Annotated in this window: 24 protein-coding genes; 2 read left to right on the forward strand and 22 right to left on the reverse strand. The window is 54.5% G+C overall.

Annotated elements, in window-relative coordinates:
• Positions 1–54: 54 nt before the first annotated feature.
• From OGY72_RS10845 to napF, 15 genes are all read right to left on the reverse strand, one after another.
• Positions 55–1,104 carry a cytochrome c-type biogenesis protein CcmH gene (locus OGY72_RS10845; protein WP_125112613.1) on the reverse strand — a complete coding sequence of 350 codons (1,050 nt, stop codon included), beginning with the start codon at positions 1,102–1,104 and terminating at the stop codon, positions 55–57.
• Positions 1,101–1,658, reverse strand: a complete 558-nt coding sequence (dsbE, locus tag OGY72_RS10850) for a thiol:disulfide interchange protein DsbE (RefSeq protein ID WP_003834613.1) — start codon at positions 1,656–1,658, stop codon at positions 1,101–1,103. Before dsbE ends, OGY72_RS10845 begins: the two co-directional genes overlap by 4 nt.
• Positions 1,655–3,610 carry a heme lyase CcmF/NrfE family subunit gene (locus tag OGY72_RS10855; protein WP_008785295.1) on the reverse strand — a complete coding sequence of 652 codons (1,956 nt, stop codon included), beginning with the start codon at positions 3,608–3,610 and terminating at the stop codon, positions 1,655–1,657. Before OGY72_RS10855 ends, dsbE begins: the two co-directional genes overlap by 4 nt.
• Complete coding sequence (gene ccmE / locus OGY72_RS10860; RefSeq protein WP_032949674.1) at positions 3,607–4,086, reverse strand: cytochrome c maturation protein CcmE; 480 nt, start codon at positions 4,084–4,086, stop codon at positions 3,607–3,609. Before ccmE ends, OGY72_RS10855 begins: the two co-directional genes overlap by 4 nt.
• Positions 4,083–4,295, reverse strand: coding sequence for a heme exporter protein CcmD (gene ccmD, locus OGY72_RS10865; RefSeq protein WP_048215892.1), 213 nt, complete (start codon positions 4,293–4,295; stop codon positions 4,083–4,085). The genes ccmE and ccmD overlap by 4 nt, the downstream gene beginning before the upstream one ends.
• Positions 4,292–5,029, reverse strand: coding sequence for a heme ABC transporter permease (locus OGY72_RS10870; RefSeq protein ID WP_032949675.1), 738 nt, complete (start codon positions 5,027–5,029; stop codon positions 4,292–4,294). Before OGY72_RS10870 ends, ccmD begins: the two co-directional genes overlap by 4 nt.
• 76 nt (positions 5,030–5,105) lie before the next feature.
• Complete coding sequence (gene ccmB, locus OGY72_RS10875; RefSeq protein WP_286547763.1) at positions 5,106–5,765, reverse strand: heme exporter protein CcmB; 660 nt, start codon at positions 5,763–5,765, stop codon at positions 5,106–5,108.
• A complete protein-coding gene (gene ccmA, locus OGY72_RS10880; protein ID WP_057066517.1) occupies positions 5,762–6,382 on the reverse strand; it encodes a cytochrome c biogenesis heme-transporting ATPase CcmA in 621 nt (206 codons plus the stop codon). Before ccmA ends, ccmB begins: the two co-directional genes overlap by 4 nt.
• A 20-nt stretch (positions 6,383–6,402) precedes the next feature.
• Positions 6,403–7,005, reverse strand: coding sequence for a cytochrome c-type protein NapC (gene napC / locus OGY72_RS10885; RefSeq protein WP_003027548.1), 603 nt, complete (start codon positions 7,003–7,005; stop codon positions 6,403–6,405).
• A gap of 9 nt (positions 7,006–7,014) precedes the next feature.
• Positions 7,015–7,464 carry a nitrate reductase cytochrome c-type subunit gene (napB, locus tag OGY72_RS10890; RefSeq protein WP_003834627.1) on the reverse strand — a complete coding sequence of 150 codons (450 nt, stop codon included), beginning with the start codon at positions 7,462–7,464 and terminating at the stop codon, positions 7,015–7,017.
• Positions 7,461–8,324 carry a quinol dehydrogenase ferredoxin subunit NapH gene (napH, locus tag OGY72_RS10895; RefSeq protein WP_003027552.1) on the reverse strand — a complete coding sequence of 288 codons (864 nt, stop codon included), beginning with the start codon at positions 8,322–8,324 and terminating at the stop codon, positions 7,461–7,463. Before napH ends, napB begins: the two co-directional genes overlap by 4 nt.
• Entirely contained in the window at positions 8,311–9,006 is a 696-nt protein-coding gene (gene napG, locus OGY72_RS10900) for a ferredoxin-type protein NapG (protein WP_003834629.1), read from the reverse strand. The genes napH and napG overlap by 14 nt, the downstream gene beginning before the upstream one ends.
• A gap of 6 nt (positions 9,007–9,012) precedes the next feature.
• A complete protein-coding gene (gene napA, locus OGY72_RS10905) occupies positions 9,013–11,499 on the reverse strand; it encodes a nitrate reductase catalytic subunit NapA (protein WP_119174428.1) in 2,487 nt (828 codons plus the stop codon).
• Positions 11,496–11,759 carry a chaperone NapD gene (gene napD, locus OGY72_RS10910; RefSeq protein WP_003027560.1) on the reverse strand — a complete coding sequence of 88 codons (264 nt, stop codon included), beginning with the start codon at positions 11,757–11,759 and terminating at the stop codon, positions 11,496–11,498. The genes napA and napD overlap by 4 nt, the downstream gene beginning before the upstream one ends.
• On the reverse strand, positions 11,749–12,240 hold the full coding sequence (gene napF / locus OGY72_RS10915) for a ferredoxin-type protein NapF (protein WP_003027564.1): 492 nt from the start codon (positions 12,238–12,240) through the stop codon (positions 11,749–11,751). The genes napD and napF overlap by 11 nt, the downstream gene beginning before the upstream one ends.
• Positions 12,241–12,653: 413 nt before the next feature.
• On the opposite strand from napF, the gene eco reads away from it, so the two are divergent.
• On the forward strand, positions 12,654–13,151 hold the full coding sequence (gene eco, locus OGY72_RS10920; RefSeq protein WP_048216405.1) for a serine protease inhibitor ecotin: 498 nt from the start codon (positions 12,654–12,656) through the stop codon (positions 13,149–13,151).
• Positions 13,152–13,247: 96 nt separating this feature from the next.
• On the opposite strand, the gene mqo is transcribed toward eco, so the two are convergent.
• The gene (mqo, locus tag OGY72_RS10925; protein ID WP_286547764.1) at positions 13,248–14,909 is read right to left on the reverse strand and encodes a malate dehydrogenase (quinone); all 1,662 of its coding nucleotides are present in this window, start codon (positions 14,907–14,909) and stop codon (positions 13,248–13,250) included.
• Between the two features lie 278 nt (positions 14,910–15,187).
• Here mqo and OGY72_RS10930 point away from each other — a divergent pair, with 278 nt between their 5' ends.
• Positions 15,188–16,435, forward strand: a complete 1,248-nt coding sequence (locus OGY72_RS10930; protein WP_286547765.1) for a SulP family inorganic anion transporter — start codon at positions 15,188–15,190, stop codon at positions 16,433–16,435.
• On the opposite strand, the gene mgtE is transcribed toward OGY72_RS10930, so the two are convergent.
• From mgtE to OGY72_RS10960, 6 genes are all read right to left on the reverse strand, one after another.
• Complete coding sequence (mgtE, locus tag OGY72_RS10935) at positions 16,398–17,834, reverse strand: magnesium transporter (RefSeq protein WP_198579362.1); 1,437 nt, start codon at positions 17,832–17,834, stop codon at positions 16,398–16,400. The genes OGY72_RS10930 and mgtE overlap by 38 nt on opposite strands.
• A 105-nt stretch (positions 17,835–17,939) precedes the next feature.
• Positions 17,940–19,583, reverse strand: a complete 1,644-nt coding sequence (locus tag OGY72_RS10940) for a multidrug ABC transporter permease/ATP-binding protein (protein ID WP_003834645.1) — start codon at positions 19,581–19,583, stop codon at positions 17,940–17,942.
• A gap of 75 nt (positions 19,584–19,658) precedes the next feature.
• Positions 19,659–20,309, reverse strand: coding sequence for a DNA oxidative demethylase AlkB (gene alkB / locus OGY72_RS10945; protein WP_003834647.1), 651 nt, complete (start codon positions 20,307–20,309; stop codon positions 19,659–19,661).
• On the reverse strand, positions 20,309–21,373 hold the full coding sequence (gene ada, locus OGY72_RS10950) for a bifunctional DNA-binding transcriptional regulator/O6-methylguanine-DNA methyltransferase Ada (RefSeq protein ID WP_125112619.1): 1,065 nt from the start codon (positions 21,371–21,373) through the stop codon (positions 20,309–20,311). Before ada ends, alkB begins: the two co-directional genes overlap by 1 nt.
• A 79-nt stretch (positions 21,374–21,452) precedes the next feature.
• A complete protein-coding gene (gene apbE, locus OGY72_RS10955; RefSeq protein WP_155848034.1) occupies positions 21,453–22,505 on the reverse strand; it encodes an FAD:protein FMN transferase ApbE in 1,053 nt (350 codons plus the stop codon).
• 115 nt (positions 22,506–22,620) lie between these two features.
• The gene (locus OGY72_RS10960) at positions 22,621–23,745 is read right to left on the reverse strand and encodes a porin OmpC (protein WP_003834654.1); all 1,125 of its coding nucleotides are present in this window, start codon (positions 23,743–23,745) and stop codon (positions 22,621–22,623) included.
• Between the last annotated feature and the right edge of the window lie 121 nt (positions 23,746–23,866).

Consider the following 23,866-nt stretch of genomic DNA (forward strand, 5'->3'; position numbering starts at 1 on the left):
CCTACAAAGCTCGCACAGGCCCGAAAGCAGCACGCCTTCGGGTAATCTGGACTCTTACTTCTCCTGCGGCGTTAGCTGCTCCATCGCCTGCTTAATGCTGCGTTCTATCACCGCCCGACGGGTATCATTGGCCGGTAATAATTTCAGCATCATCTCCCACGCCGCAACCGCCTCACCAAAGCGCTGCTGTTCAAAAGCGTTAAATGCGTACATGCTGAGAACCCGCACGTTGGCATGCTCGCCGCGCACCAGCTGGCGTAACAGCTCCCCGCCCCTGCGATTATCGTCAGGATCGGATGAACGGGTCAGTGCTTCCGCATAACCCAGCGCCGCATCGCTGTTTTTAGGATCCAGTCGATATGCATTGGCATAGGCTTCAGTGGCCGTACTGGCATTACCGAGTACCATGCCAATACGGCCAAGCATGATCCAACCTTCAACGTTTGTAGGATCGGCTTGTAAACGCGTGCGCAGCCCCAGCGCCAGACGTGTCATATCCTCTTCATTGAGCGGGTCAGCTTTCGGATCCAATGCGCGTTCCAGCAGCGCCGGAGCCTGAGCAGTGGCCTGATGCCAGACCTGAACCTGCTTATAGCTGCCGGTTTCATAATAGCTCACCGCGCCAACGATCAGCGCCACCACTATGCCGGGCACAAACAACCCAAATCCACCGCGCTTGCCATCCGGGATAACGTCATCAGGAAACTCTTCCAGCTTCACCCGAACGCGTCGGCGAGTACGGGCAAAAATAATCCAGCCGCCCAAACCAATCGCTACTACCGGCATCACCCACAAAAGCACTGTAAGCGGCGTCAACGGCGGATCGTAGGTGACGAAGTTGCCGTAGCGCGCCACCATGTAGTCGACAATCTCTTTCTGACTTTTTCCTTCCTGCATCAGTTCGTACACTTTCTGGCGCAGGTCGGTGGCAATCATCGAGTTAGAATCGGCGATACTGTTGTTCTGACATTTAGGACAGCGCAGCTGTTCGGTAAGCTGACGGAACTGCTGCTCCTGCGCTTCATCCTTAAACTGCATCACATCGATGGTCGCCAGCGCAGATCCCGAGATAACCAGCATCAGCAGGCCCAGTAAAAATCTCATTGCGCAGCCTCCTTACTGTACTTATCCCACAACGGTTTGATCTCGCTCTCCCACACCCTGGCATTCAAATCACCGGCATGGCGATAGCGAATAATACCTTTACCGTCGATCAGGAACGTCTCCGGCGCGCCGTACACGCCAAGATCCAGACCGAGCATACCGTCACCGTCAAACAGGCTTAATGAGTAAGGATTGCCCAGCTCTTTCAGCCAGACAATGGCTTTCTGACGATCGTCTTTATAGTTCAGACCCACCACCCGCACGCCTTGTGCAGACAGCTGGTTCAGATACTGATGTTCGGCGCGACAGGTCGGACACCAGGTCGCCCAGACGTTCAGCAATACCGGTTTGCCCTGGGTCAGCACATCGGCCTGATAATGCTGACCTGGATTCTCCAGCGACTCCAGGCGGAATGTCGGAACGGGTTTGCCGATCAACGCCGATTCCAGATTCGTGGGATCGTCCCCCTGAGCGTTACGCGCCAGCTGCCACAGCAGCGCCGCCGCAATGATCAGAAAAATAATAAACGGAATTAACAGTGCGTTGCGCTTCATACAGCCTCCGACGCATTTTTTTGCACCGCGGCGCGAGGACGCGCGCGCTGACGATAGCGTGGATCAAACAGGCAGAACAATCCGCCCAGCGCCATCAGCAATCCTCCGGCCCAAATCCAGCGAATAAACGGTTTGTAGTACAGACGCACAGCCCATGCGCCGTTATCCAGTTCTTCACCCAGCGCGGCGTACAGATCGCGCGTGAACCCGCCGTCAATTGCCGCTTCGGTCATCATCGAACTGGTGCTGTTATAGAAGCGTTTTTCCGCATGCAGCGTGGCTTCCGGTTTACCATCTCGGGTAACGCCAATAATGGCGACACCGCCCCGGTAGTTAGGTCCGGTAATATCTTTCACTTCGCGGAACGTGAACTGATAGTTATGGATACTGACGCTATCACCCGCTTTCATGCGGACATCGCGTTCAACGCTGTAGTTCTGGCTGAAGGCAATACCGACAATAGTAATCGCCAGCCCAACGTGGCCCGACACCATACCCCAATAGCTTGGTGTTAACTTCGTTCCGCGGGAAACACGCAGGAATGCTTCGGACATCGCCAGCACGAATATCCAGCATGCCATCGCCAGCCCTACCACCGTCATAGCGGCAATGCGATCCTCAAACAACCACGGCAGCAGCAGCGACAGAACAAGCGTGGTGACAAACGCGATAATCAGTAACGTTTTCAGTTTACGCGGTCGGTCACGGCCCCAGCGCACTAATGGCCCAATTCCCAGCAGCAATGCGAACGGCGCCATCAGCCAGGTAAACATGGTGTTGAAGAATGGTTCGCCAATCGAAATGCTGCCCAGCCCCAGCTGTTTGTGCACCAGCGGCAGCAGCGTGCCCAAGAGCACCACCAGCATGGCGGCAATCAGCAGGACGTTGTTGCCCAACAGCAGAGATTCACGCGACCACAGCGCGTTGTTTACCCGTGAGCGGACCTTGTGACCACGCACGGCAAACAGCAGCAGAGAGCCGCCAATCACCAATACCATAAAGGCCAGAATAAACATCCCGCGCGACGGATCGGAGGCGAAAGCATGCACCGATACCAGTACGCCGGAGCGCACCAGGAAAGTACCTAACAGGCAAAGCGAGAATGCGCAGATTGACAGCAGCAGCGTCCAGGCTTTAAAGCTGGCACGTTGTTCGGTTACTGACAGCGAGTGCATCAGCGCCGTTCCCACCAGCCATGGCATAAACGAGGCGTTCTCAACTGGATCCCAGAACCACCAGCCGCCCCAGCCCAGCTCGTAATAGGCCCAGGCCGAACCGAGCACAATGCCCAGCGTCAGGAACACCCACGCCGCCAGCGTCCACGGACGCGAAAAACGAGCGAAGGTACTGTCCAGTCGTCCACTCATCAGCGCGGCAATCGCAAACGCGAAGGCCACGGAGAAACCGACATACCCCATGTACAGCAACGGCGGATGGAAAATCAGCCCCGGATCCTGCAACAACGGGTTCAGATCGCGCCCTTCAATAGGGAAGTTGGGCAACGTACGGGCAAACGGGTTGGAGGTAAACAGAATAAACAGCAGGAAGCCAACGCTGACCATCCCCATCACTGCCAGCACGCGGGCAACGATATCCAGCGGCATACGCTGACTGAACGCCGCAACGGCGAACGTCCAGCCGCTCATCAGCAATACCCATAGAAGCAGAGAGCCTTCATGGGCCCCCCAGGTTGCTGCCACCCGATACCAGACCGGAAGCTGGGTATTGGAGTTGCTGGCAACGTAGGTGACGGTAAAGTCATTAACCACGAAGGCGTTAACCAGAATCAGGAACGCCCCCATCACGCAGATAAACAGAACCCAGGCAAAAGGCCGCGCGGAGGCCATCATTCGCACGTCGCCGCGCGCTACGCCCCACAGCGGATAGACCGACAGCAATAACGCGACGCCTAGCGCAAGGCACAACAGCGCATTGCCAATTTCAGGCATCATGACGTTTTATCCTTATAAACACTTTCCGGGCGACGGTGGTTTTCCTGCATCGCTTTTTCGACTTCCGGCGGGGTGTAATTCTCATCATGTTTAGCAAGCACTTCTTTAGCCTGCACATGATTTCCCCCGTCCAGCTCGCCCTGAACAACGACGCCCTGCCCTTCGCGGAACAGATCCGGCAGAATGCCTTCATAGGTGACATCCACCACACCTTCGGCGTCATAGATACTGAAATTCACCTTCAACGACTGCGGATCGCGCTTTACGCTACCGGGCATCACCATTCCGCCCACGCGCAGGCGCTGACCGACTTCGGGCATCTGCTGCGTTTCGCGCTTACCGTAGAGTATCTCTCCCGGCGTATAGAACAGGTCAATATTAGAACGCAGCGCATAAAGCACCAGCGTAATGGTCAAAGCCAGACCCGCCAGTACCGCACAGGCTATCCATAACCGATTTTTACGTCGAATATTCACGCCGCCTCCCGTTGCACTTGCGCCGCACGCATACGCGCTTCTCTCGCCCGCTGCTGCGCCACACCGCGTAAAATTGCGCGATGTTGTAACGTGGAATGCAGTACCAGCACCACCAGCGGGATTACGCTCATCGCTACAGCAAGCCAGACATACAAGGCGTAGCCGCCCATCGCGAAAAAATCACTCCATGATGCAAATGCAGGGGTCATTGGCGGCCTCTTTTTAAGATCAGTTCGCTCACCCACGGGCGGCGTTTTTCCATCATCAAAATCAGGTTACGCATGCGCATCAGCGCCAGCGTGACAAACAGTAACAGGTAGCCGACGATCGCCAGACGCAGCGGCGTACGCATCGCCGGATCGATGCTTTGCTGCATGCGGGTAGACCCCTGATGCAGCGTATTCCACCACTCAACCGAGTAGTGGATAATCGGTAAGTTGACTACGCCAATCAGCACCAGAATACCGGCGGCACGACCTGCCAGACGGCGGTCGTCAAAGGCATGCCACAGCGCAATGGCGCCAACGTAGAGAAACAGCAGCACCAGTTCAGAGGTGAGTCGGGCATCCCAGACCCACCAGGTTCCCCACATCGGTTTGCCCCATGCGGAGCCGGTCACCAGCGCAATAAAGGTAAACACTGCACCAATCGGCGCCATCGCAGCCAGCGCCAGATTGGCCATTTTCATCTGCCAGACCAGGCCGATAAACGCGGCAACAGCCATCGAGGCATAAATGCCCATCGACCAGATTGCCGCCGGAACGTGCAGATAAATAATGCGATAGCTTTGCCCCTGCTGGTAATCCGCAGGCGCGAAACCAAAGCCCCAGATCCATCCCGTTATCAGTACCACCGCACTGGCAATCGCCAGCCACGGGATAAACCAGCCACAGATCTGATAGAGCCGAGGGGGCATCGCCAATTGATGAAGTGTTTTCCACATAGTTCAGTCACCAGACTCCATAAATTAAAATCCGTTGTGCCAGAGCGCCTTGCCCGGCCTACACATCTAATTCTCGTTACTGCACGCTTATCCGTAACGCAGCGGCTGTGGCAAACGGGCTTGACGTGGCGCTGCCGACCAGCAACGCACCCAGAATTGCCATGTACCCTTCAACCGGTAAGTGCATAGAAGCCGCATCCATCGCGGCGGTCGCAAAAATCAGTAAGGGTATGGTGAGCGGGAGCACCAGCACGCTTAACAGCACGCCGCCGCGCTTTAATCCCACCGTCAACCCCACACCCGGCGCGCCGAGAAAACCCAGCGTCGGAGTACCAAGTAACAAGGTCAGCGCCATAATTTTCCAGCCGTACATATCCATGCCCAGCAGCAGCGCCACCAGCGGCGAGAGGATCAGCAGCGGCAGGCCGGTCACGACCCAGTGCGCCATCACTTTTGCCAGCACCACGGCCGGCAGCGGCAGCGGCAGCAGCATCAGTTGCTCAAGGCTGCCGTCCTGCAGATCATCACGAAACAGGCGCTCCAGCGCCAGCAATGACGCCAGCAGCGCCGCAACCCAGATGATGCCCGGCGCAATGCGCGCCAGCAGCTGTGGCTCCGGCCCAATGCTCAGGGGGAACAGCGTAATAACAATCAGGAAGAACCATAAAGGATTGGCGATTTCCGCACTATGACGAAACGCAACTCGCAGTTCTAAACGGAAGATTCGCCACATCATTGCGTTGCCCTCTCGCTGGTCAGCGCAATACGTCGCACTTTATCGGTTTCAACATTGAGCGGTTGGTGGGTGGTGAGAATAACAATGCCGCCCTGCTCCGTATGCTGCGCCATACGCTGAGTCAGTCGCTCAACGCCGTTCACATCAATGGCGGTAAAGGGTTCATCGAGGATCCACAACCGGGCGCGGGTCAGCCACAAACGGGCCAGCGCTACGCGCCGCTGTTGTCCGGCGGAGAGCTGGTTCACCGGGATATCTTCATATCCGGCAAGTCCCGCCTGCGCCAGCGCAGCCAGACACTGTGCAATGTCGCCGTCATGATGGAAGAAACGCAGGTTCTCCAACGCCGAAAGCCGGGTTTTTATCCCCGGCTGATGTCCGATCCACAGCAGTTGCTGATGGTAGTTGTCCCGCACGTGATGCAGCGGCTGCTCTTGCCAGCAAACCTCCCCTGCATCGGGACGCGCCAGCCCGGTAAGCAACCGCAGCAGAGTAGTTTTCCCTGCGCCGTTGCTGCCGGTAATTTGTACCCATTCCCCTGCGTTGACGCGAAATGACAGATTGCTGAACAGTATTCTGTCATCCCGCTCGCAAAGTAATTCTCTGGCTTCAAGCATACCTGGTTATCTACATCCTGTTAAAAGCCCGGTTTGACTTCGCGCATATCAGGCAGTTTGTGCGCTATCCCTTTATGACAGTCAATACAGGTTTGCCCGTCTTTCACGGCCTGGTCGTGCATTTTGGCCGCAACGCCTTTCTGGGCGGTTAAATCCATAAACTCGAAGTTGTGACAGTTTCGGCACTCTTGCGAATTATTATCTTTCATACGCCGCCACTCATTTTGCGCCATCGTCAGACGATGATCTTCAAATTTCTGCGGTGTATCTATCAGCCCCAGTGCTTTCGCGTACAGCTCTTTACTGGCCTTGATCTTACGAATCATTTTCGGGCCCCACTCATGCGGGACGTGGCAATCAGGGCAAGTCGCTCGCACACCACTGCGGTTGTTGTAGTGTACGGTTTCCATGTATTCCTGGTATACCGTATTGCGCATTTCGTGACAGCTAATGCAGAACTCTTCTGTATTGGCCTTTTCCATACCGGTATTAAAGCCGCCCCAGAAAATAATGCCGCCCACAAAGCCGATTAACAACAGCGTGCCGAGCGCCAGACGGCTGGGGCGACGCCACCATTGCCAGACGCGCTTAATCCAGCCTGGTTTACGGTTAGAATTTTCCATAATGACCTCTTATTTCCCGTAACCTTTCGAGGGGGTGAAGGTATTTTCAACAATCGGCGCGGCGTCAGCCTGCGGAACGTGACATTGCAGGCAGAAATAACGACGCGGCGCAACTTCAGCCAATACCTTACCGTCGCTGTCCATAAAGTGCGTCGGACTGATTCGCGGCGCACCGGTAGTGCGATAGCTTTCCACACCGTGGCATTGCAGGCAGCGGTTAGTGTTAGTCGTCACCTGATACCCTTCAACGCTATGCGGAACCATCGGCGGCTGATTCACATAGTTCAGCGGCATGCGCTCTTGCTCTTTCGGCATGCGAATCGCCCCTTCCTGTGTTCCTGAGACTTCCGGTGACTGGCTCAGATCCACTCCATTTGCAGCCCAAACGGCCCCACTGACGACCAGGGCAAGCAGGGCCGTCCATTGACACAGCGTCTTAATCAGGTCATGGCTTTTCATGATTTCGCTCCCGAACTCCATCGTGTTGTTATTGTAAAAACATCCTCAGAACAGACATCCACACAGCGACCGCAGGCCATGCAATCGCGGCTGGTTACCTGCACCGGACTTTGCTCATCCAGCACCGGCGCACGTAGCACATGCGGTTCCGGGCAAACATGAAAACAATCCATACAGCGGTTACATCTGTTACGTTCTTTTGCCGAAACGGTTAATGCCCCTTTGCTTCCCACCACGCTATACAGCGCACCCAGTGGGCAAAGATGCCCGCACCAGCCATGCTCAACGACCAGTAAATCAAATAAAAACAGCGCGAGGATCAGCAGCGCTCCGCTACCGAATCCCATTACCAGACTCCGTCCAAGCAGAGAAACTGGATTTATCCACTCCCACAGCAGCGTACCGGTCAGGGCGGAACCGACCAGGATAACCACCAGCAGGACGTACCGTATATGGCGCGGCAGGGTTGCGGACTGATTCAGGTCAAACCTTCTGCGCAACCAACTGGCTAAATCGGTAACCGGGTTCATGGGACAAACCCAACTGCAAAACAGTCGCTTACCGGCCAGGGCATACAGCACCGTGATGATGGCAGCCCCCGTTAATGCCACCGTCGCCGGCAGGTGTCCGCTAGCCAGGCTTTGCAGAGTAATCAGCGGATCGGTGAACGGGATAGCGTCCAGCAACAGGCTGCTACTGTAGTTGCCATGCAGGATCCACACGCCAAGCCATGGGCCGCTGAGGAACATCGCCAGTATCAGAAATTGACTCAAACGACGCAGCAGCAGCCAGCGATGACTCTTCCACCATCCTTTTTTTGCCTGCGCTTCACGCCCGGCATCACGTTTACGATTTGCCATTGTTCCCCTCCAGCCAACCGAAGCGGTAATGGTGTCCTAACTCCCCTTTCGCCAACGACAGCGGCAGCACTTTTATTGCTGGCTGTTCCAGTACGCAGACTTTTTCGCATTTCCCACAGCCGGTACAGGCATCGCTGTGCACGGTCGGAATAAACCGCGCATGCTTGCCGGTACGCATATTGCGGTCCAGCTCCAGGGTGATCGCCTCATCGATTTTCGGGCACTCGCGATAGCAAACGTCGCAGCGTAATCCCTGATAGTTGAGGCAGTTTTCGTGATCCAGCAGTACCGCCAGCCCCATACGCGAATCGTCAATGGATTCAATTTCCCTGTCCAACGCGCCGCTCGGGCAGACTTTGGCACACGGAATGTCCTCACACATTTCGCAGGGAATATCACGGGCGACAAAATATGGCGTACCGGCCGCCAGCCCGGAGGCCAACGTTGCCAGTTTCAGCGTGTCATACGGACACGCCTGAACGCACTGACCGCAACGTACGCAGGCGCTGGCGAATGCCTCCTCGCTCAGTGCACCTGGCGGGCGCAACCGCACGCCGGTTGCGCGTGCGGTTTGTTGTTGCAACCCCAGCGCCACGCCAACGACGGCCAGCCCGCCCGCTGCGCGAACCATATCGCGCAGAAAGCGGCGGCGGCCATTTTGGGGTTTTGCTGACCGGGACATAACGCGTTACACCTTCGCCAGTTTCACGGCGCACTTCTTGAAATCCGTCTCTTTGGAGAGCGGATCCGTCGCATCCAGCGTCAGGTTGTTCACCAGCTGTGCGGCGTCGAAGAACGGCATGTACACCAGCCCCTGCGGCGGACGGTTACGACCGCGTGTTTCAACAATCGAAATCACTTCGCCACGACGGGAAATCACTTTGACCTTATCGCCACGGCGCAGATCGCGTGCTTTTGCATCCAGCGGGTGGATAAACAGCACGGCTTCCGGGAAAGCACGGTGCAGTTCAGGCACACGACGCGTCATACTGCCGGTATGCCAGTGTTCCAGCACACGTCCGGTAGACAGCCACAGGTCATATTCTTTATCCGGCGCTTCAGCAGCAGGTTCAAATGGCAGCGCGAAGATAACCGCTTTGCCGTCCGGTTTACCGTAGAACTTGTAGCTTTCACCTGCTTTCACGTAAGGATCATTGCCTTCGCTGTAGCGCCACTGGGTTTCTTTGCCCTCAACGACCGGCCAGCGTAAACCGCGCGCTTTGTGGTAATCGTCAAATGGCGCAAGGTCATGCCCGTGACCGCGACCAAACCAGGCGTACTCTTCGAACAAGCCTTTTTGCAGATAGAAGCCCAGCTCGCGGGATTCATCGTTCAGTTGATCTTCAGCCAGTTCAGTCACTGGGAATTTCGTTACTGCTGGCGTGGCAAACAGCACGTCATACAGCGTTTTACCGCGCAGTTCCGGTTTTTGTGCCAGCAGCTCTTCCGGCCACACTTCTTCTGTTTTGAAGCGACGAGAAAATTGCACCAGTTGCCACAGATCCGATTTCGATTCGCCCGGCGCTTTAATTTGCTGACGCCAGAACTGCGTACGGCGTTCCGCGTTCCCGTAGGCGCCTTCTTTCTCTACCCACATCGCGGTCGGCAGGATCAGGTCAGCCGACAGGGCGCTGATCGTCGGGTACGGATCGGAGACGATGATGAAGTTGCGCGGATCGCGCCAGCCCGGCATACGCTCTTCGTTGATGTTCGGACCAGCCTGCATGTTGTTGGTACACATCGCCCAGTAGACATTGAGCTTGCCATCTTTCAGCGCGCGGTCTTGCGCCACGGCGTGCAGACCGATTTTAGCCGGAATGGTCCCTGACGGAATATTCCAGTGCTTCTCGCAGATATCACGGTGTTTTTCGTTCGTCACCACCATGTCCGCAGGCAGACGATGGGAGAATGTACCGACTTCACGCGCGGTACCGCATGCGGAAGGCTGACCTGTCAGAGAGAACGGGCCGCAGCCTGGCTGGGAGATTTTGCCAGTCAGCAGGTGCAGGTTATAGACCAGGTTGTTGGCCCACACGCCGCGGGTGTGCTGGTTAAAGCCCATCGTCCAGTAGGAGATAACTTTTTTCTTCGGATCGGCATACAGCTGCGCCAGCTGTTCCAGCTGATCTTTCGGTACGCCGGTCATTTCGGCGGTTTTATCCAGCGTGTACTCAGCAACGAAGGCTTTGTAATCCTCAAAACTCATCGGTTCAGAGGCATCGGATCCCGGGTTTTTCGCCGCTTTTTCCAGCGGATGGGTTGGACGCAGACCGTAGCCGATGTCCGTCACGCCTTTACGCAGGTTAACGTGCTTGCTAAAGAAATCCTGGTTAATCGCATTGTTTTGAATGATGTAGTTCGCGATGTAGTTGAGGATCACCAGATCGGTTTGCGGCGTGAAGACCATACCGTTATCCGCCAGCTCAAAGCTGCGGTGCTGGAAGGTGGAGAGAACCGCGACGTTCACGTTAGGATCGGACAGACGACGATTGGTGATGCGCGACCACAGGATCGGGTGCATCTCCGCCATATTCGCGCCCCACAGGACGAAGGCGTCTGCATGCTCGATATCGTCATAGCAGCCCATCGGTTCATCCATACCGAAGGTACGCATAAAACCGACTACCGCTGATGCCATGCAGTGACGTGCGTTCGGGTCGATGTTATTGGAACGGAAACCCGCTTTAAACAATTTGGCAGCGGCATAACCTTCCCAAATCGTCCACTGGCCAGAGCCGAACATACCGATAGACTCTGGGCCTTTCTCTTTCATCGACGTTTTGAATTTCTCTTCCATCACATCAAAGGCCTGGTCCCAGCTAATCGGGGTGAACTCGCCTTCTTTGTGATACTTGCCGTCTTTCATGCGCAGCATCGGCTGCGTTAAACGGTCTTTTCCGTACATGATTTTCGGCAGGAAGTAACCTTTGATGCAGTTAAGCCCACGGTTAACCGGCGCATCCGGATCGCCCTGGCATGCCACAACACGCCCTTGCTGCGTTCCGACCAATACGCCACAGCCCGTCCCGCAAAAACGGCACGGGGCTTTGTCCCATTTGATGGCTTCTTGCTGACCGACTACCGCGCGGGCAACGCCCGGCACGCTTAACCCGGCAGCCGCCGCAGCGGCCGCAACGGCGTTAGCTTTCATAAAGCTACGACGACTGAGTTTCATGGTGTTTCCTCACCTTGCTCATCCTGCTGGTGATAAACCAGCGACACCGCCAGCACGCCCGCAACGTTGCGCACTGACTCAATTGTTTTCATTAGCGTTTCACTTTGCTCAGCTTCCACCACCACAATCAGCTGACCACTTTCCACATCGCTGAGTGCAACTTCGCAACCGGGAAAGGAACGCAACTGCGTGGCGATATCGTTGATATGCTGGCTTTTGGCCTGAACGACCAGGCTGCAGACCTGCCAGTTATTGTCCATGGTTGTACTCCGCGTTAATGGCTGATACCGGGCAGATAGCGACACAGGCGCCACATCCGTTACAGTCCTGATTGTCGAGCTGCGGCTGATAAATGCCGGACAGCGTGGGGCGAAAGGTTATGGCCATGGGCTCACAGCTATCCTGACAGCGGTGACATTCAACGGACTGATGTGCGAGACAGTTTTCCCCAATCGTAAAATTCAGATCCCATGCCCTGGTGTGGCGCGGAAGAAAAAGTGATTCGGGACAGGCTTCTGCGCAGGCATAGCAAAAGCTGCACTCGCCGTGTTTGAAATTTACGCTCGGGTAACCACCCTGGCCTCGCTGCAGGATGTCGGTTTCGCACGCCTGGATGCAGGCGTCACAACGGAGGCAATGGGCCAGAAAGTGAGAGTCTTCCTTGCTCCACGGCGGACGGATCCCTGCGCTGGCGTTTCGCCAACTGCCTGTCAACATGCCTCGACGGGATAAATCAACCATGACATTGTCCTTCCATAATGACGCCCTCCCTCGGCGGGTTGAACGACATAAAAAACTGCACTATTTATGAGTAGTTATTTTTAGCCGTAAGATATTTCAGGATGTGTTAGAGGTGCATACCCCAATTGGGGTAAATGCTGTTGCCGGATCAAAGGAGTGTTGAGTTGGCGGGAAAAAATGCGCTTTTGCTCACATTTCAATGAGTTATATAACAATGTATATAACGAATTATTCAAAAAGACAAAGATCTCAATATTAGGATAATTCTTAGAATATATCGCTATCTTGATAGTAAACCTCTATCTAATACACTTTAAATATAAGTAAATCCAGATTAATAGATTATCCAAATATGTTAATCTGCAACAGACTCGTTCATAAGACAGAAGAAAGGAAACACTGTGAACAATAAGATGAAGACAATTGTCCCTGCCGTACTTTTCGCCGCCTTTGCCAGCACCTCTGCATGGGCTGCCAGTAACGATACCGCCGCTCAACCGCTGGAAAAAGTCGCCCCTTATCCTAAGGCCGAAAAGGGTATGAAGCGCCAGGTTATCCAGCTTACCCCTGAGAAAGATGAATCTACTCTGAAAGTAGAACTGCTGATCGGACAAACGCTGGAAGTTGACTGTAACCAACACCGCCTGGGCGGAGAACTGGACAGCAAAACGCTGGAAGGTTGGGGATATGACTACTATGTCTTTGACAAAGTTACGTCTCCGGTTTCAACCATGATGGCCTGCCCGGACGGTAAGAAAGAGAAGAAATTCATTACTGCGCACCTGGGTGATGACGGCATGCTGCGTTACAACAGCAAGTTGCCGATTGTGGTCTATACCCCGGAAAACGTGGACGTTAAATACCGTATCTGGAAAGCAGAAGATAAAATTCAGGACGCAGTCGCGCGCTAAGTGAGAATGCGCTGGATGGCGGTGTACCGCCTTATTCGGCCTACAGACGCATGAACAATGCCGGATAAGCGCAGCAGCGCCATCCGGCATTTTATTTTATAGCGCGATATCCGCGACGGCTTTCTGCTCAGGCTGCGGTTGTGCCTGAGGTTTCAGCTGTGGTTTCGGCGCTTCATCAGCAACCTGCGGCTTGTCATATTTCAGACCCAGAACCTCACTGGTGTATTGCAGCTCTTGCTCCGTAGCCTCAACGTTACTGTTCAGCTTAGTACCATAAGACGGAATAATGGTTTTCAGCTTCGCCTGCCACTCTGGGCTGGCTACTTTATCTTTAAACACTTTTTCCATCAGATGCAGCATGATCGGTGCCGCGGTAGATGCGCCCGGAGAAGCTCCCAGCAGCGCAGCAATCGTGCCTTCTTTATCGCTGACGACTTCAGTGCCCAGACGCAGCACGCCGCCCTTCTCCGCATCGCTTTTTATGATCTGCACACGCTGGCCGGCCTGCCATAAACGCCAGTCTTCTTTTTTCGCCTGCGGATAGTACTCTTGCAGCGCAGCAAAACGGTCGTCGTCGCTGAGCATCACCTGGCTCACCAGATATTTCACCAGATCGAAGTTATCCAGACCCACGTTGACCATCGGCATAAAGTTTGAGGTGGTGGTCGAGCTGAGCAGATCCCACAATGAACCGTTTTTCAGGAACTTGGTGGAGAATGTCGCGAATGGCCCAAACAGCACAACGCGCTTGCCATCAAGGATACGGGTATCGATATGCGGTACAGACATCGGCGGCGCGCCAACGGAGGCCTGGCCGTACACTTTTGCCAGGTGGCGATTGACCACATCCGGATTGTCCGCAACCAGGAACTGCCCGCCCACCGGGAATCCGGCATAGCCTTTCGCTTCCGGAATGTCGGTTTCCTGCAACAGCTTCAGCGCAGCGCCACCGGCACCGATAAAGACAAACTTCGCCTTGATATCGTGTTCCGCTTCATTATTTTTCAGATCGGCGACCGTGACCGTCCAGCTATTGTCGGCATTACGCTTAAAGCCACGTACTTCGGTGCTCAACTGCAGTGCAAAGTTGGGCTTTTTCTGCAATGAGGTAATCAGTTGGCGGGTGATTTCGCCGTAGTTCACGTCAGTACCAATCTCGGTACGCGTTGCTGCGACTTTCTGCTGCGGATCGCGACCTTCCATGACCAGCGGCGCCCACTCTTTAATCTGCGCATGGTCTTCGGAATAGCGCATACCACGGAATAGCGTGCTCTGCTGCAGTGCGGTGTAACGGGCACGCAGGAAGTTCACGTTCTCGTCACCCCAGACAAAACTCATGTGCGGAACGGTGGTGATAAACGAGCGTGGTTCATGCATTACGCCATTATTGACCTGATAGGACCAAAACTGGCGGGAAATCTGGAAGGCTTCGTTAATTTCGACTGCCTTTTCAATGCTGATGCTACCGTCGGCCTTTTTAGGCGTGTAGTTCAGCTCCATCAGTGCGGAGTGGCCGGTTCCGGCGTTATTCCAGCCGTTTGAGCTTTCCTGCGCTACACCATCCAGTCGCTCAACCATGGTCATTGACCATTGCGGCTCCAGCTCCTGTAAATAGGTTCCCAGCGTGGCGCTCATGATGCCGCCGCCAATCAACAGTACATCCGTTTCCTGCTCTTCCGCCGCTTTCGCTTTTGCCGCCATTGAGACAACATTCAGCCCAACGGCCATGGTGAAGAGCATGGCAGTCACTTTTTTCATAATGTTAATGCCTTACTTTTAGTATCGCTTTTTTGCTTTTAATGCAGGTGAAAATCGAGCGGCACCAACGGTAACACTTAAGTAAAAATAATTAAATAAAGTTTATAAATTATATTTAATTTTTAAAAATGTTATTAATACGTTGATAGTTTATGCGGTTATTGACAATCATTTCTGGAAACCGGTCCATCTGACGGGTACTATGCTGCGCTTTGCTATTCACCGCACGGATGCCTGTCGGTCTGCTGTATCAGGCCATTTTTGACCTGAGTGTAACTATGTCTGCAACTCAACATTCTTCTGCCGCAGTCGCTGAACACGCGACCCGTGCCGTGCTCCGCCAACCCCGTCTGCTGGTTCGCGAAACGCTGGCCGGTGTGGTAACCGCCCTGGCGCTGATCCCGGAAGTGATTTCGTTTTCCGTGATCGCCGGCGTTGATCCTAAAGTCAGTCTGGTAGCCTCCGTCGTACTGTGCCTGGCGATGTCTTTTTTAGGCGGTCGTCCCGCAATGGTTACCGCCGCTGCAGGATCGGTTGCGCTGGTGATTGGTCCGATGGTGCATCAACACGGCGTGCAATACATCCTGCCTGCAGTGGTGCTGGCCGGGATGATTCAGATCCTGTTTGGTGTATTGGGAATGGCACGTCTGATGCGATTCATCCCTACGGCCGTGATGACCGGTTTTGTCAACGCGCTGGGGATATTGATTTTCTTTGCCCAGGCCCCGCACTTCTGGGGCAAAAGCCCGCTCATCTGGGGGTTGTTTGTCCTGACGCTGCTGATTGTGCTGTGGGTTCCGCGGTTTATTAAAGCAATTCCCGCACCGCTTATCGCCATCGTGCTGCTAACCGTGTTCACTGTCACCAGCGGGCAACTGTTACCGACCGTCGGTGATGAAGGTTCAATGAGCGGCGGCCTGCCGGGTTTCACCGAGTTGTTGGTTCCGCTCAACCTGCAAACGCTGGCGATTATCTGGCCCTGCGCGCTGAGTATCGCTTTTGTTGGTTTGATGGAGTCGCTGTTAACCGCCCGCCTGGTGGATGACCTGACGATGACGCCGTCGAATAAGAATCGCGAGAGTGCCGGGCTGGGGATAGCCAATATTCTGGCCGGATTTTATGGCGGCATCGCCGGGTGCGCGATGATTGGTCAAACCATCGTTAACGTCGAGATGGGCAAAGGACGCAGCCGCGTCTCGACGGTTGCCGCCGGACTGGTATTGCTCCTGTTAGTCACTGGGTTAAGCGAAGTGATGGCAGAAATACCCATGTCGGTGCTGGCAGGTATTATGGTGATTGTGGCGGTAAAAACCTTCAGTTGGCACAGCATCCAGCCCGCTACGCTGAGGAATCTCCCCGTCACTGAAACGCTGGTGATGCTGGTGACCGTCGCTGCCACGGTCTCAACCGGCAACCTGGCGATTGGCGTGGTTGCCGGGGTGATGACGATGCTCATTCTGCCGCGTATCGTCAGACGCAAACGGGCGACTACATCAGAAACAGCGTTGCCAGACCGAGAAAAATAAAGAAACCACCAGTATCAGTGATAGCGGTTATCATGACGCTCGAGCCGACCGCCGGGTCGCGCCCGAGCTTCACCATCGTCATCGGAATGATAACCCCCATCAACGCCGCCATCAGCAGATTGAGCATCATCGCCAGGGTCATCACACCGCCGAGCGCCATATCATCATACAGCCACCAGGTAATGCCCCCCATAATCCCGCCCCACACGAGGCCGTTGATTAACGCCACGCCCATCTCGCGCAGGATGAGAAACGTCAGGTTCCCCGGCTGAATATTTTGCAGCGCCAGCGCGCGGACGATCATAGTGATAGTTTGATTCCCGGTATTGCCGCCGATACCCGCCACAATCGGCATCAACGAGGCCAGCGCCACCAGTTGCGAAATCGTATGTTCAAAACCGTCGATCACCCGCGAGGCAATAAAGGCGGTACAGAGGTTAACGGCCAACCATGCCCAGCGGGTTTTTACCGCTTTGGTAACAGGTGCGAACACGTCCTCTTCGGCGCTTAAGCCCCCCATTCGACGCAGATCGGTGTCGGTTTCTTCATAGACCACATCGACGATCTCATCAATGGTTAAACGGCCCATCAGTTTACCGGAAGGATCAACCACCGCGGCACTGACCAAGTTGTCACGTTCGAAAGTACGCGCAGCGTTTTCGGCGATATCTTCCGGAGAAAAGGTGAGCGGGTCTTCTTCCATCACCTCGCTGACTTTTCGCTGCACATCATTGAGCAAAATGCAGGTTAGCGTCAGTTCGCCAACCAGCACTTTATTGCGATCGGTCACGAAAAGTTTATCGGTGTTCTCCGGCATTTTCCCCAGCCGCCGCAGGTAGCGTTGCACCACTTCCAGCGTCACGTCCGGACGCACGGTGATGACTTCGAACTCCATGATCGCGCCGACGCTATTCTTCTCATAGTGCAGCACCTGGCGGACGCGCGTCCTCTCCTCTGCCGGTAACGTCGCCAGCAGACGACCGGTAAGGTTACGAGGCAAATGTTGAACAAGGTAAATCTGTTCATCGATATCGAGGTATTGCAGCGCATCCAGCAGCTCGCGGTCGCTCATCTCATCGATCAGGTCGTCCCAGACGTTTTCAGACGCCTCAAGCAAGACGTTACCGCGCTTTTCATTTTCGACCAGTCGCCACAGGGCGTGGCGCTCTTCTGAGGGCAAAGCTTCGAGGGTATCGGCAAGGTCAGGCGGTGGCAGGTGAGCCACCAGCGCCCCTACCTCAGCAATATCGTCGGCTAACGTACCGACGTCATATTGCTCAGCCAGGGTAAGCTTGCCCAACAGCGTTGAAATAATGGCTTTATCAGTGGTCAGCAGCCAGATGAGGCGCGCACGCTCTTCATCACGCAGTCTGGCGCTGTTTTTGTTTATTACGGACATTAATCATAAATCCATGATATGAAATATCATTAATCATGATGCCGATTTATGTAAATAACAATAAACAGTGCCGCCGGGTGGCTAAAAAACCGGCGGCACGAAGGTTCAGGCTGTGCGAGCCACCGCGTCGCGCGAGGCGGCGTCACGTTCATCGCCCAACAGTTCACTCAACTGTCCGTTACGCATTTCCAGCAGACGATCGGCGTGAATAAAATAGTGATCGTCGTGGCTGATGGCGAAAATGGTTTTCCCCATTTCCTGCATCAAAGGCAATAGCACCTGATAGAACTCCCGGCGGAAATGGGGGTCCTGATCGGCAGCCCATTCATCCAGCAGAATGATGTCGCGCTCCTCCGCCAGGGCCAGCAGCAGCGCCACGCGTTTCTTCTGCCCTTTCGACAGCTTCAGATTGAGGATACGACCATCGCTCAGCTCCAGCTTATGACCCATCTTCAGATGTTCCAGCCACTTCGCGACCAGCTGCGGATTAGCCTCTTTACCTTCCGGCCCCAGCAGTTTGTCGAACAGCCAGACGTCGGTAAATACGGCAGAGAATAGCTTGCGGTAGTCTTCCGGTTTTTCAACGGCAACGGCCTTACCATCAAGCAATATTTCGCCTGACTGCGGCTGGTATAGACCGGTCAGTAACATCGCCAGCGTAGATTTCCCGCTACCGTTGCCGCCAATCAAGAAGATCAGTTCACCGCGATGAATCGTCAGATTCACCGGCCCTACGGAAAACGCATTATCCTGATAGTGGAAAACCACGTTGCGCAGCTCCAGCGTTTGCCAGTTGGGAAACGCGGTTGGGCGTGGGAATTCGGCCTTAAAAGGTGCTAGTGCGAATTTATTCAGTTTGTTGAACGCCACCTGCGCGGTAAGCAGCGTCGGCAGCGCGCCAACGGCAGAGAGCAGCGGCGTTCGCAGGAATAACAGCGTCAGAGAATAGGTCGCTGCCACGGCGGTATCAGCCCATCCCAGACTGTTAGCCATCCAGAACACCAGGCCAATGGCACCCAGCATCATAATGTTCGACCAGTTAACCGCGCTCAGGTGGAAGGTATCGGCACGGATAATATGGTGGCGATACTCTTTGGCATCCGGGACGTACATCTGATTAAAGATATGCTCGGCGCGCTCGCGGTTAAGCGTCAGCTCTTTGCGCCCTTCCAGCACCGTCTGATAATCGTTGTACAACTTGTCTTCAGTTTCGCGCAAGGTGGCCATGTGTTTATACACCCGCGCCACCAGCACAAATCCGCCCCAGATGGTGATTGCCATCCAGATTGCCGTTACCAGCAGCATTTTGGTCGACAGCATCGCCAGATACGCCGCCGATCCGATGGTCAGGATAATCCCCTGTACCAGTTCAGGCAGACGAACAAAGGCGATGGTGATGTTGCGGATATCACTGGTTAAACCGGCCAGCAACGAGGCGCTGCCAAGCTGTTCAATACGCTCGACGTGAGTATCCAGAATTCGTTTGATAAATTCGCTACGCAGGCGGTAGACAAAGTGGTGACCCAGCGTGGTCAACGCCAGCTGAGAACCGAGGGTGACAACCATCAACAACAGCAGCAGGCCAAGAAACTCCGGTAGCACCATCAGCGTGGTGTCGACCGTTTCGATCAAGCGCTGGTTGATAAACGCAATCAGCCCAATCCCCAACGCGGCGCTGGCGAGGCTGAGCGCCATCACGCTGATAAATGGCCAGCGATACTGCCGCCAGACAAGAAGTAAAAGTTCCATGCACACAACCCGGACAAGTAATAACAGCCCGCAGTTTAAACATCTCTTCGCTGACAGCAATAATAATTCTTATTTTTATTCTTTTTTACCCGCCAGACGAAACGTCAGGTTGTAACGACAGTCTCCGGTTAATGGGTGATACCCTGTTTTAAGCGGCTGGATCCCATGATAAAACAGCCGCGAATTACCGCCCCACACCACGACATCGCCGTGTTCCAGCAGTAAACGCTTTAAAGGGTCATTACGGCGCAAGCCGCCAAATTGAAAGATGGCTGGTAGCCCCAGCGATACAGAGACAATCGGCGCCCGCAGGTCGGGCTCGTCTTTATCCTGATGTAAGGACAGCTTTGCCCCTGGCGTGTAGCGGTTAATCAGGCAGGCATCGGGTTGAAAATCAGCATAGCCCGCCGCCGTCGCCGCCTGTTGGCACAGATCAGCGAACGCATCCGGCAGCGGCGGCCAGTGCGTGCCGGTGAGTGGATCAAACGGAGAATAAAGATAGCCATGCTGATCCGTCGTCCAGCCCAGATGGCCGCAGTTGGTCATCGCCACCGACATTGTATAGCCGCCGGGCGTCACCATCTGGCGAAACGGCGACTGTCTGGCGACAGCCGCTATCGCCTGCAGTAAAGAGGGCGCAGAGTCAAAAGCGAAACGTCGCAGAATAACCGCACCTGAAGCCAGCGGCTCCTGCCAGGGTTTAGCATCCGCAAAGAGATCGAGCATTATGTTTCCTCGCCAGTAGTTTCCCGTTGCAGTAACTGCGCCTTGCGCGCAATACCCCATCGGTAGCCCGAAAGTGCGCCATCGCCACGGATCACCCGGTGACACGGAATAACAATCGCCAGTTTGTTGGCCCCACAGGCACTGGCCACCGCGCGCACCGCCTTCGGTTTGCCGATGGCGCTGGCCAGCTGTTGGTAGCTCACTGTTTCGCCGCACGGAATTGTGCGCAGCGCCTGCCACACCTGCTGCTGAAATGCGGTGCCCCGGATATCCAGGGGTAGCGATAGCGACGCGTCACGCGAATTGATCGCGACGATCACTTCGCGCACGCGCTGCTGAAAATTGGCCTCTGCAGGAACATCCTGCGCGGCGGGAAACAGCGCATGAAGATCCGCAACCAACGTAGCGTCATCATCGCCAAGCAAGATCGCGCAGATACCCCGCTCGCTTTCCGCCACCAGACAACGGCCCAGAGCGCAATCTGCGAGGGTATAGCGTACAGAAACGTTGTCGCCACCTTTACGAAATTGCTTTGCCGTCATGCCTAATGCTTGATCGGCTTTGCGGTAGTAGCTGCTGCTGTCGGGGAATCCGGCATTGAGAATCGCCTGTGTAACCGGAACACCTTTCGCCAGGGCATCCCGCAGACGGCGAGCACGCCATGATTGTTGCCACACTTTCGGGGTCATGCCCGTCGTGGCTTTGAACAGACGATGCAAGTGATACGGGCTCATTGCCACCTGCTGTGCCAGCTCGTCCAACGTAAGAGGTGACTCTTGCTCCAACAACTGACAGGCGCGGGCAATTTTGTCCAGCCGATGTTGTTGCGCGCTGTCTTTATCCGGCTGGCAGCGCTTACAGGGGCGAAACCCGGCATCCTGTGCCTGGTGAGCATCGGCGAAAAAACGGACATTTTTGCGCAGCGCATGTTTTGCCCGACAGGACGGACGGCAGAAAATACCGGTAGTCTGGACGGCAAAAACAAACTGACCGTCGGCGTCAACGTCGCGATCCACAACGGACTGCCAACGGTCATCATCAGTGATGCGTAAACGATTTTTCATTTCGGACTCCTTTGTTAAGCATAGCGCTTAGCCTCAGTGTGTCCCCATCGTCGGGCGTAAAAACCCGCAATCTTGCTTTTTAATTATTTTCGCTGACCAGAAAGCTATTAAACTGCGGCGACATCCAGGTTTTAAACCCCTCACCCTCTTTCACAATCATATAGACCGCCAGCCCTTCACGACGCACGACTTCTTTGGCCTTTTCCGGGCCGAGCACCATCAATCCTGTATCCCAGCCATCGGCTTCCAGCGCCGTTGGCGCAATCACCGTTACGGATACCAGATTATGTTCGATCGGGCGACCGGTTTGCGGGTCGATAACATGGGAAAGGCGCTTACCGTCCAGCTCATAATAGTTCCGGTAGCTGCCGGAGGTGCTAATGCCATGCCCATTAATGTCGACAATCGCCTGCACCGCGTTTTCACGATCGGTGGGTTTCTGGATTGCCACTCGCCACGGATGCCCTTCAGCATTCATTCCCCTGCTGTTCAGCGCACCACCAACGGAAACCAGATAACGGGCGATCCCCTCTTGCTCCATCAATCGAGCCAGATGATCGGCGGCGTACCCTTCGCCAACGGTTGAGAGATCAACATACAGATCCGGCAAGTCTTTTTGCAGGTAGTTCTGATGCGCTTCATTCACGACTTTCAGATGAGAAAGCCCGGTTTGCGCTTTTGCAGCGTCAATTTGCCCCTGGGTGGGAATATGCAACGGCTGCTGATCCGGGCCAAAGCCCCACAGGTTGACTAACGGCCCCACGGTGATATCCATGGCCCCATCGGTTTTTGCACCAATGCGTAGCGCCGAAGTCACGATATCCGCCATGGCGTCATTAACCGGCCACGGCGACAGACTTTTCGACAGGTTAAAGCGCATTAACGCAGAATCGTTTTTATAGGTAGAGAGCAGTTGATCATCGGCATCAAGCTGAGTCTGGATCTTGGCCTGCAGTTCCCTTGCGCGTTTGGCATCTACGCCTACCATACTGACCCGCCAGAAAGTGCCCATCGTTTTACCTTCCAGAACCGTGGCAGGAATTGTGGTCTGAGCAGGTTTCGAGGCCTCATCGCACCCGACAAAAAAGATGGTCACAGCCAGCAGTGCTGCGCGATAAAAATTCATTTCCATACGTAATTATCCTCATGCGAACGGGCGCAAGAGTACACCAAAAATCGTTGTTTGTACGGCGGAAAAACGACATTAAAAAAGGCCCCGCAGGGCCTTTTAACGACATGAGCGCAGATTAGAACTGGTAAACCAGACCCAGCGCTACGATGTCATCGGTAGCAATGCCAGCATCACGGGTGAAGTTGTTGTCATCCAGCAGGTTGATTTTGTAATCAACATAGGTAGACATATTTTTGTTGAAGTAGTAGGTTGCGCCAACATCAACATATTTCACGATATCCTGGTCACCGTAGTTGGTGAAACCATTGCTGATGTCTTTACCTTTTGACTGCAGGTAAGCGACGGATGGACGCAGACCGAAATCGAACTGGTACTGTGCCACAACTTCAAAATTCTGTGCTTTATCCGCGAAGCCATATGCAGCAGTCGGGTTGCTACCATTAGAGGTACCGAAACGGGTTGCGTTATAGGACTGGGAGTACTGTGCTGCCAGGTAAACGTTGTTAGCATCGTATTTCAGACCACCGGTATAAACCGTTGCACGGTCACCGCTACCGTACACGCCAACAGCATTCTGATCAGCAGTACGTTTAGACGTCGTGATAGCACCACCGACACCAAAGCCAGCGCCGATATCATAGGTCACAGATCCGCCGTAACCGTCGCCATTCTGGGTCAGCAGGCTACGACCACCTACGTTTTCACCGCTTACGCTGCCGTTTTTACCCTGGTACTGCAGGGCAAAGTTCAGGCCATCAACCAATCCGAAGAAGTCAGTGTTACGGTAGGTCGCATAACCGTTACCACGCTGCTGCATGAAGTTATCAGCACCGTAGGTGTCGCCGCCGAACTCCGGCAGAACGTCGGTCCAGGACGTTACATCATATGTCACGCCATAGTTACGACCGTAGTCGAAAGAACCTGCATCAGCGAATTTAAGACCCGCGAATGCCACACGCGTCCAGGCGTCGTTGCTCGCTTCACTCTGGTTACCCTGAATCTGGTATTCCCACTGGCCGTAACCGGTCAGTTGGTCGTTAACCTGAGTTTCGCCTTTGAAGCCGATACGCATGTAAGTCTTGTCACCATCATCACCTTTGTTGTCGGAGAAATAGTGCAGACCGTCGACTTTACCGTACAGATCTAATTTGTTGCCGTCTTTGTTATAAATTTCAGCCGCATTCGCTGCGCCTGCTACCAGCAGTGCTGGTACCAGGAGGGACAGTACTTTAACTTTCATGTTATTAACCCTCTGTTATATGCCTTTATTGCTTTTTTATGCCACTGCATACTGATTAAGGTCATTAACCAGTCGGCAACTTCATTCTCCGCAAAAACACAGAATAATCCAACACGAATAT

Source organism: Citrobacter sp. Cpo221 (assembly GCF_030332345.1).
Taxonomy (GTDB): domain Bacteria; phylum Pseudomonadota; class Gammaproteobacteria; order Enterobacterales; family Enterobacteriaceae; genus Citrobacter; species Citrobacter portucalensis.